Source organism: Paenibacillus pedocola, assembly GCF_031599675.1.
GTDB lineage: Bacteria > Bacillota > Bacilli > Paenibacillales > Paenibacillaceae > Paenibacillus_AQ > Paenibacillus_AQ pedocola.
The window spans coordinates 6,015,430-6,027,945 of sequence record NZ_CP134223.1; the positions used below are offsets into that span (position 1 = coordinate 6,015,430).

Annotated in this window: 13 protein-coding genes; all 13 read right to left on the reverse strand. The window is 51.4% G+C overall.

Features of this window, described 5'->3' with window-relative positions; genetic code table 11:
* Nucleotides 1-105: 105 nt before the first annotated feature.
* The 13 genes from QU597_RS26720 to atpD all read right to left on the reverse strand — a co-directional run bounded on the left by QU597_RS26720 (nt 106) and on the right by atpD (nt 12,437).
* On the reverse strand, nt 106-1,824 hold the full coding sequence (locus QU597_RS26720; protein ID WP_310830531.1) for a phospho-sugar mutase: 1,719 nt from the start codon (nt 1,822-1,824) through the stop codon (nt 106-108).
* A gap of 47 nt (nt 1,825-1,871) precedes the next feature.
* Entirely contained in the window at nt 1,872-2,294 is a 423-nt protein-coding gene (fabZ, locus tag QU597_RS26725; RefSeq protein ID WP_054942285.1) for a 3-hydroxyacyl-ACP dehydratase FabZ, read from the reverse strand.
* Between the two features lie 318 nt (nt 2,295-2,612).
* Nucleotides 2,613-2,843, reverse strand: a complete 231-nt coding sequence (locus QU597_RS26730) for a DNA-directed RNA polymerase subunit beta (protein ID WP_206102281.1) — start codon at nt 2,841-2,843, stop codon at nt 2,613-2,615.
* A gap of 8 nt (nt 2,844-2,851) precedes the next feature.
* Nucleotides 2,852-3,673, reverse strand: coding sequence for a flagellar hook-basal body protein (locus tag QU597_RS26735; RefSeq protein WP_310830532.1), 822 nt, complete (start codon nt 3,671-3,673; stop codon nt 2,852-2,854).
* A gap of 43 nt (nt 3,674-3,716) precedes the next feature.
* The gene (locus QU597_RS26740; protein ID WP_236334935.1) at nt 3,717-4,592 is read right to left on the reverse strand and encodes a flagellar hook-basal body protein; all 876 of its coding nucleotides are present in this window, start codon (nt 4,590-4,592) and stop codon (nt 3,717-3,719) included.
* A gap of 49 nt (nt 4,593-4,641) precedes the next feature.
* Nucleotides 4,642-5,640, reverse strand: a complete 999-nt coding sequence (locus tag QU597_RS26745) for a rod shape-determining protein (protein WP_236334936.1) — start codon at nt 5,638-5,640, stop codon at nt 4,642-4,644.
* A gap of 128 nt (nt 5,641-5,768) precedes the next feature.
* A complete protein-coding gene (gene spoIIID / locus QU597_RS26750) occupies nt 5,769-6,056 on the reverse strand; it encodes a sporulation transcriptional regulator SpoIIID (protein WP_019915029.1) in 288 nt (95 codons plus the stop codon).
* 238 nt (nt 6,057-6,294) lie between these two features.
* On the reverse strand, nt 6,295-7,035 hold the full coding sequence (spoIIQ, locus tag QU597_RS26755) for a stage II sporulation protein SpoIIQ (protein WP_236334938.1): 741 nt from the start codon (nt 7,033-7,035) through the stop codon (nt 6,295-6,297).
* A 60-nt stretch (nt 7,036-7,095) separates the two neighbouring features.
* Entirely contained in the window at nt 7,096-8,247 is a 1,152-nt protein-coding gene (spoIID, locus tag QU597_RS26760) for a stage II sporulation protein D (RefSeq protein WP_310830533.1), read from the reverse strand.
* A 157-nt stretch (nt 8,248-8,404) separates the two neighbouring features.
* A complete protein-coding gene (gene murA, locus QU597_RS26765; RefSeq protein WP_206102287.1) occupies nt 8,405-9,766 on the reverse strand; it encodes a UDP-N-acetylglucosamine 1-carboxyvinyltransferase in 1,362 nt (453 codons plus the stop codon).
* 199 nt (nt 9,767-9,965) lie between these two features.
* Complete coding sequence (locus tag QU597_RS26770) at nt 9,966-10,223, reverse strand: DUF1146 family protein (RefSeq protein WP_206102288.1); 258 nt, start codon at nt 10,221-10,223, stop codon at nt 9,966-9,968.
* Nucleotides 10,224-10,518: 295 nt separating this feature from the next.
* Nucleotides 10,519-10,935, reverse strand: a complete 417-nt coding sequence (locus QU597_RS26775; RefSeq protein ID WP_206102289.1) for a F0F1 ATP synthase subunit epsilon — start codon at nt 10,933-10,935, stop codon at nt 10,519-10,521.
* A gap of 104 nt (nt 10,936-11,039) precedes the next feature.
* A complete protein-coding gene (gene atpD / locus QU597_RS26780) occupies nt 11,040-12,437 on the reverse strand; it encodes a F0F1 ATP synthase subunit beta (RefSeq protein ID WP_206102290.1) in 1,398 nt (465 codons plus the stop codon).
* Nucleotides 12,438-12,516 lie beyond the last annotated feature (79 nt).

A 12,516-nucleotide genomic window follows, 5' to 3' on the forward strand; every position in this document is an offset into this window, starting at 1 on the left:
CCTCCTCTTTCACTTTAAAACCTCTAAACTCAAGCAGAAACGGACGTGCGTCCTGTGAGGAGCAGTATCCGTTTCTGTAGAAAACTTAATATCTTGTAGGATATATTATTTCCCGTCCACGCGGGACATAACCTGTTGTGTCAGCGCAGCTACCTTGTCTTTTGCATTCTGGAGCGATTCACCGCGAACGGCAAAATACACTTTGATTTTCGGCTCTGTGCCGGATGGGCGCAGGCAGAACCAGGATCCGTCAGACAGCAGGTACTTCAGTACATTTTCCTTCGGCAGGCCATTCAGGCCGAGTGAGTAATCAAGGACCTCGGTTACAGAGGCACCGGCAATTTCCTGTGGCGGGCTAGTGCGCCAGTCATTCATAATTTCTTGAATTTGCGCTACACCGTCTTTGCCCTTGAGTGTGCGGGACTCCAGGCTTTCCAGGAAGTAGCCAAACTGCTCATATAGCTCTTGAAGGACATCATACAGCGTCTTGCCCTGCGCCTTGTAATAGGCACCCGCTTCCGCAATGAGCATGGAGGCAAGCACGGCATCCTTGTCGCGGGCATAGTTGCCGGCAAGATAACCGTAGCTCTCTTCATATCCAAAGAGGTACGTATACTCCCCGGACTGCTCGAATTGGGTCATTTTCTCCCCGATATATTTGAATCCGGTCAGTGTATTAAATACAGTAGCGCCATAATGGGAAGCTACGGCTGCCCCCATTTCGCTGGTAACAATGGTCTTAACCACTGCACCGTTGTTTGGCAGCTTACCTTGTTCCTGTAGACGGCTCAGATAGTAATGGATCATCAGTGCACCGGACTGGTTACCGGACAAAACCACGAATTTACCTTCATTGTCGCGCACAACTGCTCCCATACGGTCAGCGTCCGGATCGGTACCGATCAGCAGATCAGCGCCCAGCTCCTCACCCAGCTTAATCGCAAGGGTGAACGCTTCGCGTTCTTCTGGATTCGGAGACTTCACGGTAGAAAACTCAGAATCCGGCTGCTCCTGCTCCGGTACAACATGAACCTCGGTAAATCCGATCTTCTTCAAAACGCTGCGGACCGGCAGATTCCCTGTTCCATGCAGCGGAGTGTAGACAATTTTGAAATCACGGCCAAGCGTAGAAGTGATTTGCTCACGGGCAACACTGACAGCCGCCACCGTATCTGTGAAGGCCTCATCCTCCTGCTCTCCCAGCCAATGCAGCAAGCCTTGGCTCTCGGCTTCTTCACGGGAAATACGTTTTACACCATTGAAGGAATCAACCTCCAATATGTAGGAAATCACCTTTTCCGCTTCATGCGGAACCAGCTGTCCGCCTTCGGAATTGTACACTTTATAGCCGTTGTACTCCGGAGGGTTATGGCTGGCTGTAATCACTACGCCCCCAGTAGCCTTCAAATGGCGTACAGTGAAGCTCAGCTGTGGTGTGGACCGCAGCGAAGGGAACAGATGCGCTTCAATACCGTTACCAGCCAGTACGAGTGCAGCCTCCAAAGTGAATTCCGGGGAGAAACGGCGGGAATCATGAGCGATTACGACGGAAGGTCTGCCTTCCCCGGTATGCTGTTCCAGAATATAATTAGCGAACCCTTGAGTAGCTCTGCCTACAGTGTAACGGTTAATCCGGTTGCTGCCGGCACCAATCACACCGCGCAAACCGCCTGTACCAAATTCCAAATCCCTGTAGAAGCGCTCTTCCAGCTCTTGCGGCTCATTCACAAGAAGGTTCAGTTCTGCCTTGGTGTTCTCGTCCACAGAAGGGTCCTGCAGCCAGCGTGATAAAGTTTCTTCGGCTTTCGGGCTTAATTGAGTCATATGAATCTCTCCTTCTCCATCTATGATATATGATTTTATAACAGGTACTAGCTTAGTGCGAACATAATTTCTCCGGAAGCCACGATCTTGCCGTCCACTTTGGCAGTAGCTTGGCCTTTTCCGATGCTGCCTTTAAGTCTGGTGATCTCCACTTCCAGCGTAAGCGTATCGCCCGGTACTACCTGACCACGGAAACGGAATCCGTCCAGACCTGCCAGAAAACCAATCTTCCCGCGGTTGGCTTCAACTCCCAGAATGGCCACAGCACCTACCTGAGCCAGCGCTTCTGTGATCAGCACACCCGGCATAACCGGATATCCCGGAAAATGGCCGGCGAAGAATGGTTCATTCACCGTCACATTCTTGATGCCTACTGCCCGTTTGCCCATTTCTATTTCGATAATTTTGTCCACCAGCAGAAATGGAGGCCGGTGGGGGATTATTTCTTGAATTTCATTGATATTAAGCATGTTGGCAAAGCTCCTTTCGGATATAACCGCGTGTTCAAACAATCACTGCTACTGGACTCAGCATTATTCTTTGCTAAAGGCTGCATAAATATGGACTGCTTCGGAAAAAACTATAATTATCCTTCACGACCTGCAGCAGTGGAGGTTGAGATAAGGGGCTTTCTCCGCCGCACGCGGCAGCATGGCGGAGAGGGCCCTTTTTGGACTTATCAGAAAGTAAATATCCGGGCGCCCCCTTAGTCCCCAATCATTATACATTTTCCAGTATAAAAAAGAAAACTCCCCTGTACAACAAGGGAGTTCTAAAAACGCTCTAAATTAAGGTGCGAACACCAGATCATATACATGCTTCCATGTGCTCCACTGTAGCACATCGCTGAATTCTCTTTTGCCCAGGATGACATATCCGGCAACTAACCCTCCTGCAAGTGCAGCTATCAGCAGCAGAGGAATCAGAAACCACTGAATGATCGTCCATTTGGATACACCGCGCCGTTTCACCGGCTGCTGGGTTTCCTCTTCGGGCTTATGTTTACTCTGAACACTCATTCCTTCACCTACCCGCGCATATTATTGGCCAGGCCAATCATCTGGTCACTGGAAGAAAGCGCCCGGGCGGCAAGCTGATAGGTACGCTGAATCTGCATCATTTCTGTCATTTCCTTGCTGAGATCCACATTGGACTGCTCCAGATAACCGGAACGCACGCCCACTGCCGAAGCTTCACCCGGTTCTCTTTGAAGAAAAGCCTGATCCGCCGTAACCCCTTCAGGAAGCACATAGAAATTCCCATCCACAGCCTGCAGCGCAGTCTTGCTCAGCGGCTCCACAATCATGATTGTGCCCGCTAGCTGTACAGGATCATTCTCACCCCTCTTGGTAAGTACCCGGCCCTTCTCATCAATCGCAGCACTTACATTGGCAGGTACAGTAAGCGGATTGCCTTCTGTATTCAAAACCGGATTCCCCGCATTGTCCACCAGCATCATACGTTTAGCGTCAGCCGGATCAGGAGTAAAGTGAAAATCACCTTGGCGCGTAAAGGCAGTGCCCCCGTTGACCTGAACCCCAAACAATCCATTCCCCTGCAGCGCCAGGTCTGTCGGATTACCGGTCTCCTGCATCGTGCCTTCTTCCCAGTTGCTTGTTACCGTAGCCACACGGACACCAAAACCGATATTAAAGCCGAGCGGCGTACTGCGGCCAGGCTGATCGTATTCCTTGGACTGCTGCTGAACACGGGTCAGCACATCCTCAAAGGAGCCTTCCTTGCTCTTGTAACCATTCGTGTTCATATTGGCAATATTATCTGCAATGATATCGAGCCGTGCCTGAAGACTGGACATCGAGACGGCTGCACCGATTGTTGAATTGTTCACAGATCAAACCTCCCAAAAGCTTAATAAGCAATGCTACTGCGGCCTATACTCTGCCCACTTCATTCACAGTCTTCTGCAGGCTGGTGTCATAGAATTGGATGACCTTCTGGTTGGCCTCATAAGCCCGGTAGGCAGCGTTCAAATCAACCGTTACCTGGGTAGCATCGACGTTGGAGCCTTCCAGATAACCCTGGCGCACCTGCAGATTATCACCGGCATCTGCATACCGGATTTCAGCAGCATCTGCATCATCGGCATGGAAAACACCATTCCCGTCACGCACCAGCTCCTGCGGTTTGGTGATTACACTGATGCCAAGCTTCGTTCCGGAAGGAAGACCTGTAGCCGGATCCAGCAGATTACCCTGCCCGTCCACTTTAAGATTATCCTGCGGCTCTGTCAATACCAGCGGGTTGCCGGCAGCGTCCAGTACCTTGAACCCTCCAGAGCTTAATACTTCTCCCGCTGCATTTACAGTGAAGCTGCCGTTTCTTGTATATAAATTGTTGCCTTCATTATCTTGAACAGTAAAGAACGCCTGAGGCCGGTAAATAACCTCACCGTCGGCATTTACATATTTACCCGAGCCGTCAAAAACAATATTCTCTCCGGTCGCGGGATCTTGCACCAGCAAGTCGGTGGATAACGCAAAATCATAGGGCTTGCCGCTTTCAATCAGGTCGCCCTGCAAATATTGGGAAATCGACTGCTCGGCAAATACCCCCGTATTGAGGCGGCCGACCTGCTTTGTAGTGCCTCCGCTCATCGCTGAGATCAATACATCAGGAAAAGCGTGGCTGACGCTGTCGACCTGCTTGTACCCCGTTGTATTCATATTGGCAATGTTCTGCGTCGCCGTGTCATGTCTACGCTGCTGCGTAACCATACCGGCAGCGGCCGTATATAATCCTCTAATCATGAGGGCAATTCCCCTTCCTGAATCTGCTGTTATCCCTTATATCGGCAGCTTAGAACTTTTTCTTAACGACCTTGTCCAAATGATCCAGCATAATCCCGGTTCCCTTGACCACGCAATGCATCGGATCTTCCGCCACCCAGACCGGAACATGCAGCTGTTCAGAGAGCAGCTCGTCCAGCCCGTTAAGCAGCGCGCCGCCTCCCGTCAGAACGACTCCCCGGTCAATAATATCTGCCGACAGCTCCGGCGGTGTACGCTCCAATACCGATTTGGCCGCAGCCACAATCATCGAAACCGGGTCCCACAGCGCTTCCTTCACCTCGCCGGACGAAATTGTGAGCGTCTGGGGAAGTCCGCTTACCATATCCCGTCCTCTGATATCCATCTCAGCCTTCATGCCGCCGGGGCGGACCGAGCCGATGGAAACCTTGATATCCTCCGCCGTACGTTCACCGATTAACAGTTTGTACTTCTGCTTGATATATTTTAAAATGGCCTCGTCGAACTTGTCCCCTGCGACTTTAATCGAGGAGGCGGTAACGACGTCGCCCATGGACAGGACAGCTACATCCGTCGTTCCGCCGCCGATATCGACGACCATATTTCCGCTTGGTTGATAAATATCCATACCCGCTCCGATAGCAGCGGCTTTAGGTTCTTCCTCCAGATAAACATCCTTGGCCCCGCTGCGTTCGGCTGCTTCCCGGATTGATTTCTGTTCAACTGATGTTATGTTCGTGGGGGCGCAGATCAATATGCGGGGCTTGGAGTACCAGGTACGTCCGCCAACGCGGTCGATGAAATACTTCAGCATCATTTCCGTTATGGCAAAATCAGCAATGACTCCGTCCCGGAGAGGACGAATGGTAGTAATATTGCCAGGTGTACGTCCAACCATGCGACGTGCCTGTTCCCCAACCGCAAGGACCCGCTTCGTATCACTTTCAAGTGTGACCACGGAGGGTTCATCCAGAACGACTCCCCTCCCTTTGACATGAATGAGCACATTGGCAGTGCCGAGATCGATTCCGATATCCTTGCTAAGCATAATGAAAGAGCCCCCAAAGTGTTATTTTAAATGAGAATAGTTAGTTAGTACCAAATTTAAAAATACCATACTTTAGGGGAAGTATACAATGCGATAAAACTGAATAATAGCTTAAAAATCCAAAAATATCATGGCTTTGAGGCTACAGCAACCTCGCGTTTTTTACCGGTCGTTTTTTTATACTTGATTTTTGTCGCTTCTCCCCCCCGAAGATGACGAATCGATTTGTGATATTCGAGAATGTGCTTCACCTGATCCGCTAAATCCGGATTAATTTCCGGCAAACGTTCGGTTAGATCTTTATGCACCGTGCTCTTTGATACGCCAAATTCCTTGGCTATGGTCCGGACCGTATGCCTGGTTTCCACGATGCAGCGTCCGATTTTGATCGTCCGTTCCTTGATGTAATCGTGCACGCTCCCGCCTCCCAACTGTGGATAGTTTGGTACATTATATGAGGGGCGGGCCTATATATTCGCGCTTTCAGGACGTGACAAGCCCGGGAAGGCTCATTTTATTTCATGGACAACCGTAAAGAGCCCAGATTTCGCGGAATGGGACTAAAGATGTGTTTATAGAAATAAGCTTAGAGTTACGCCTCAGAGGAGCGCACAAAAAAAACAGGGGGCCTGCGCCCCCTGAGTAAAAATGCATTTAACGTTGTGTCAGCAGATCAGACGGATTTACAGGTTTACCATCCTCGTACACTTCAAAGTGCACATGGTTGCCGAGATCCTTCTCAATTTCACTGCGTCCCGCTGTTGCCAGCGTATCGCCCTGCTTCACTTCATCGCCTTGCTTCACTTTGATATCACCGAGGCTCTGATACACAGTCTTCAGATTGCCGGGATGGGTAATCTCAACAACCTTGCCGAATACCGCAACATCTTCCACCCGTGTCACTTCACCGCTAAGTGCAGCTTTGACATCAAATGTTTTGTTATCCTCACGGGCGATGTCGATACCGTTATTGGTTACAAAGGTGTTGTCATACTGTACCATGGCTGCAACGTGATTTTCTTCGGTCCCATTTTCATCGTAGAACGGTTTAACCACTTCCACATCACTTGGGCTGGCCACCGGCCAAGCCAGGTTTTCTGCCGATGCGACAACTTCGACTGCTGCAGGATCTCCAGCCGTACCGGCTTCATTGCCGGAACCAGCGGTGTCCTGTGAAACTACAGCGGCGGTGTCAGGATTCAGCGGCTTCTGGCCGGCATCCTGATAGAACCACACCAAGGTTAGTATAAGAGCCGCTGCCGCCGTGTAGACTGCCGGGAATACCCAGCGTCTCGATAATACTCTGTTCCATGAAGAAGGCTTAGCGCCTGAATCTCCCTGCTTGTTTTTGAGAGATTCATCATGGGTTTGTTTGTTTTTGTCTTGTTCATTCATAGTTTATCACCTCAGTAACCAGTGTTACCGGGCGATCCGCTTTTATACGTATCTTTTAAGTTATTTTTTCAGAAGAGTTGAGACTTGGGTAAAAGAGATGCCGCTGTAGTAGTGTTTGAGAATCTGAGTGGCCGTGCTGCCTTCCTTGGCCATCCCGTTCGCCCCCCACTGGCTCATTCCTACTCCATGACCGTTTCCGTAGGTGGTGATGAGCACTTTACCGCCTTGCCGCTTCCAGGTGAACTGGCTGGAGCGCAGCCCCAGCTTCTCGCGCACCTCGCGTCCGGTGAACACGGTCCCTCCGATGGAGATCTCCTTGACCCGGTGTCCGTCAGTGAGCGACAGGACTACAGCCGGCAGAGCAGAGGAGGATGAGGATACCGGCTTCACCTTGCCGGTTGCGGACAAACCCGCGGAGGCTGGTAGGGCTTTGGACTCCAAGCCCAGCTTGCTGAGCAGCTCAGAGGTGCTGAAGCTGACCGTTACCGCGAGATTCGGTGTAATCGCCAGCTCCCACGGACTGGCTACGCTGCGTAAATAAGGAACAGCAAAATTCCAGTAGTCTTCCGAATTTTCGGTATAGCCTCCACTGGAGGCGAAGAAGGAGGCCGTTATCGGCTGCCCCTTATAGGTCATGATCACTCCGCGCGTCTCTAAGGCCGCGCGGCGGAGCTTGGCCAGCGCGGCGCTTTTGCCGCCGTGCTCCCAATCCCGTTCCAGCGTGGCCAAGGATACGTAAGCCTGATGGCTTACCGTATCACTTACATCCGCCTCCGGAACGGGCACCCCGCTGTGGTCGCCCGCCATCAGGCGGCGGACAATGAACGTGCGTGCGGCCACGGCCTGCGCTTTGAGCGCTTCGAGCTCAAAGTCGGCAGGCATCTCGGCCGCCAGCACGCCGCTGACGTAGTCCTCCAGCGGCAGGGTCTCGATTTGTCCGCTCTGCGACAAATAGACGGAGACCTCCGGCTGCGGGGCTGCCGCAGCCGTTCCCGGCGCAGCCGGGGAGGCCGTGGCCCGCGGCACGGCCGGTGGCGCCGGCTCATGTCCCCCGCGCAGCGGGACAAGAGCCAGCGGCAGCAGCAGCCCCGCGAGCAGCGGGGCTGCCAGCCAGGCGGCGGGGGCCAGCCGCCGAAGCCGCGGAGCGCTGCCCGGCCGGCGCACCAAGCGGCGCTTCTGCATTTGGCGTTTCAGATAGCGAAAATCTCTCATCTCTATGCTCCTTCCGTAAGTCACCGGTGATTCTTATAGATATGAATTTCCGGGTGCTGCTAGAACGCTATTCTGAGAGTGAGAGAGTTCAAAAAAACAGAACCTAAAAAAGACTGCCCCGCATATGCGGAGCAGTCTTCGTCGTTATTTACAATAATTATACCCAGGTCGGCTGAATCTGGAAGCGCGGCTTCAGCTCTTCACTTCTTGCCGTTTCAGGTTTGAGGACCTCTTCCTTTACAACCGGAGCAGGCGACTCTTCCATGGAAATCCGCCATATGTCCGCACCAAGTCCCGACAGTTTCTCGGCCAGATTCACATAACCGCGGTCAATGTGATGGGTTCCGCTGACTTCTGTAGTCCCTTCGGCAACAAGCCCTGCCAAAATAAGTGCAGCGCCTGCACGCAGGTCTGTAGCGCATACCTTAGCACCCACCAGCTGCGCATTTCCAGTCACAATGGCCGAACGTCCTTCGATCTTGATCTCAGCGTTCATGTTGTGGAATTCATCCACATGCATGAACCGGTTCTCAAATACCGTCTCCGTTACAACTGCAGTGCCTTCGGAGCGGAGCAGCAGCGCCATCATCTGCGACTGCATATCAGTAGGGAAACCAGGGTACGGCAAAGTCTTCAAATCCACAGCCTTCAGCGGCTTGTCGCCGATGACCCGTATACCGTTCTCATCCGGGATAATAGTAACGCCCATTTCCTCCATCTTAGCAATAACAGGACCGAGGTGATCGGCAATTGCGCCTTCCACATACACATCACCGCCTGTAATCGCTGCAGCCGCCATATAGGTACCAGCTTCGATCCGGTCAGGAATCACATGATGTTTCACGCCATGCAGGCGCTCAACCCCTTCAATCCGGATAACGCCTGTTCCTGCCCCGCGGACAATACCGCCCATGCCGTTCAGGTAGTTGGCCAAATCGACAATTTCCGGTTCCTTAGCGGCATTCTCAATGACCGTAACCCCTTCAGCGAGTGCTGCGGCCATCATTATATTTTCGGTCGCTCCTACGCTGGCTACATCCAAATACACTTTAGCCCCGCGCAGCCGTCCGTTTGATTTCGCTTCAATGTAGCCCTGACCCAGACTGATTTCGGCTCCCAGAGCTTCAAACCCTTTGAGATGCTGGTCAATCGGTCTTGTGCCGATGGCACAGCCTCCAGGCAGGGAAATACGCGTATGCCCCATACGGGACAGGAGTGGGCCCATTACTAAGAAGGATGCCCGCATTTTCCGCACCCATTCATAAGGTGCTTCACAGGAAGTAATGCTTCTAGCATCAACCTCGATGATATCATTCTGGTATGTAACACCCGCACCCAGAGATTCCAGCACTTTGCTGATGGTCATTACATCGTCTAGCGGAGGAGCGTCCACAATGACGCTTACTCCTTCTTCTGCCAATAGAGAGGCGGCTATGATCGGTAGTACGGAATTTTTTGCGCCGCTTACTTTCACGCTCCCGGTCAATCTGTTGCCACCGCGGACGATAAATTTGCTCATTTCGGTTTCCCTCCGCGTCCATTATTTCTTAAATTAATTTTGAATGTAAGATGCAGCTGTTAAAATATTGGATATTCCGCCAGTGTGCCCGATGTGCGGGCACGTTCCTTAAACATCAGTGTTGACATAATAAAACCTTATTATTCGACATCATTTTCACTCGGTTGGCCTAAGACAGATATAACCAAACCCCTAGTCCTTAAAACATGTTACGAATCTGTCCGCTCCAGCTCAAGTAATCCAGCAGGAAGCCCGCCACGAAGTGGCCGAGGACGATTGCCAGCAGTAAGTGCAGCAGTCTGCCTTGTGGGCTCTTGGGATATCTTATGACCAAATCGAGCTTAAGGTTCTGAAGTGCCCACCAAGATAATACTACACAGAGCAAAGAAACGATCATCGAGACCAAACCGCTGGTACTGATCGCGCTGGACAAATCATCATACAACATTTGATCCATCTAACCCCTCCGTGTATATGTTACTTGGAAATCGACTCTTATATCATACTTGCGTAGATGAAAAGAATCCAGTACTTTTGCAAATTTTTAAACATTACATGCTCAGATAGCTTGGGTTGTTACTAGATAGTCACATAATCATAGTTTTGCTCCAACCAAGAAAAACGGCTTTATGGCCTTTTTAAGGACGGTATCCGGTTGTGCGAGATAGAGAAGAATAACTTAGAGTGTGAACCCTATAAATTCTTATCTTAAAAAAAAAGCAGCCAAGCCAGAGGCTTGACCGCTTATTTGATTACTGTTGTCCTTTTCCAGTGGACACTTTGATCCGTGTAACGGCGCGTTGAAGCGCCAGCTCCGCACGGCGGTGATCAATATCATCCTGTTTACTGCGGGACTGAAGACGGCGCTGAGCCCGTTCTTTAGCCGCTTCGGCACGTTCAACATCGATATCCTTAGGAAGCTCGGCACTTTCGGCCAGCACGGTCACCTTGTCTTTATGCACTTCCACGAACCCGCCATGAACAGCGATTATGGTCGTAACACCATCCGCCTTAACGAACATCGGAGCAACCTGAAGTGGAGTCACAAGGGGAATGTGTCCCGGCAAAATACCCAGGTCGCCATCGGCTCCCTTTACAGTCAGGCTATTAACCTGCTTGGAGTAAACGAGATGCTCCGGCGTGACAATTTCCAACAGAAAGGTATTCACTTTCATTCCTCCTAAAAGCTTAACTTCGTTAAGCTCGCATCGAAAGCATAAGCTTAAGCTTTACGAAGTAAAGCTCGCTATCGAGAAGCATGATCTAAACAGAATTACATTGATTTCGCTTTTTCGACCGCTTCTTCAATCGTGCCTACAAAGAGGAAGGCTGCTTCCGGAAGATCATCATGCTTACCTTCCAGGATTTCCTTGAAGCTGCGAACCGTTTCCTTGATCGGTACATATTTACCTTTAAAGCCGGTGAATTGTTCTGCCACATGGAAAGGCTGGGACAGGAAGCGTTCAACTTTACGGGCACGGGCTACGATAACCTTATCTTCTTCGCTCAGCTCATCCATACCGAGGATGGCAATGATGTCCTGAAGCTCAGTATAGCGCTGCAGCAGCTGCTTAACGCCTTGTGCCACGTTGTAGTGCTCATCGCCGACAATTTCCGGAGCCAGGATACGCGAGCTGGAAGCCAGTGGATCTACCGCTGGGAAAATCCCCTTCTCGGAAATCTTACGCTCAAGGTTGGTTGTTGCATCCAAGTGGGCAAAAGCTGTAGCCGGAGCCGGGTCAGTATAGTCATCCGCCGGTACGTAGATCGCTTGGATCGAGGTAACCGAGCCCTTCTTGGTAGAAGTGATGCGTTCCTGCAATTGACCCATTTCCGTAGCCAGTGTAGGCTGGTAACCTACCGCAGACGGCATACGGCCAAGGAGCGCCGATACTTCGGAACCCGCTTGGGTAAAGCGGAATATATTATCGATAAAGAGCAGCGTATCGCGGCCTTCCACATCACGGAAATACTCCGCCATGGTCAGACCGGTCAGAGCTACACGAAGACGTGCGCCCGGCGGCTCATTCATTTGTCCGAACACCATTGCCGTTTTCTTGATAACGCCGGAGTCCGTCATTTCATGATACAGGTCATTACCTTCACGGGTACGTTCACCAACACCGGCAAATACGGAGATACCGCCGTGTTCCTGTGCGATGTTGTTGATCAGTTCCTGGATGGTTACGGTTTTACCTACGCCGGCACCGCCGAAGAGGCCGATTTTACCACCCTTGGCATAAGGGGCCAGCAAGTCGATAACCTTGATTCCTGTTTCCAGAATTTCTGCCTGCGTCGACAGTTCATCAAATGTCGGAGCAAGACGGTGAATCGGGTTGCGTTCTGCAACTACCTCAGCGCCGTTATCAATAGGATTGCCCAGCACGTTAAATACGCGGCCAAGTGTAGCTGCGCCAACCGGAACCGAAATCGGTCCGCCCTGGTCAATAACCTCAAGCCCGCGTACCAGGCCGTCTGTAGACGACATTGCGATACAACGAACCAGATTGTCACCCAGGTGATTGGAAACCTCAAGGGTCAAATCAATAGTGCGGCCGTTTTCCAAGCTGGTTACAATCTTGATAGCGTTGAAAATCTCGGGCAACTGGCCGCGTTCAAATTCAATATCGACAACCGGACCCATAATGCTTACAACGCGTCCTTTGTTCATCTTAATATTTCCCTCCTCGAAAGCTGTTGCATTGAGAAGAAACGGAAATGCCTTCTCTTCTGATCCGGCACCCGTTTCT

Coding starts and splice junctions, on each gene's coding strand:
- QU597_RS26740 (WP_236334935.1), bottom strand. CDS start 4,592: ATGATTAGAGGATTATATACGGCCGCTGCCGGTATGGTTACGCAGCAG.
- spoIID (WP_310830533.1), bottom strand. CDS start 8,247: ATGAGAGATTTTCGCTATCTGAAACGCCAAATGCAGAAGCGCCGCTTG.
- fabZ (WP_054942285.1), bottom strand. CDS start 2,294: ATGCTTAATATCAATGAAATTCAAGAAATAATCCCCCACCGGCCTCCA.
- QU597_RS26745 (WP_236334936.1), bottom strand. CDS start 5,640: ATGCTTAGCAAGGATATCGGAATCGATCTCGGCACTGCCAATGTGCTC.
- QU597_RS26720 (WP_310830531.1), bottom strand. CDS start 1,824: ATGACTCAATTAAGCCCGAAAGCCGAAGAAACTTTATCACGCTGGCTG.
- QU597_RS26730 (WP_206102281.1), bottom strand. CDS start 2,843: ATGAGTGTTCAGAGTAAACATAAGCCCGAAGAGGAAACCCAGCAGCCG.
- spoIIQ (WP_236334938.1), bottom strand. CDS start 7,035: ATGAATGAACAAGACAAAAACAAACAAACCCATGATGAATCTCTCAAA.
- atpD (WP_206102290.1), bottom strand. CDS start 12,437: ATGAACAAAGGACGCGTTGTAAGCATTATGGGTCCGGTTGTCGATATT.
- QU597_RS26770 (WP_206102288.1), bottom strand. CDS start 10,223: ATGGATCAAATGTTGTATGATGATTTGTCCAGCGCGATCAGTACCAGC.
- murA (WP_206102287.1), bottom strand. CDS start 9,766: ATGAGCAAATTTATCGTCCGCGGTGGCAACAGATTGACCGGGAGCGTG.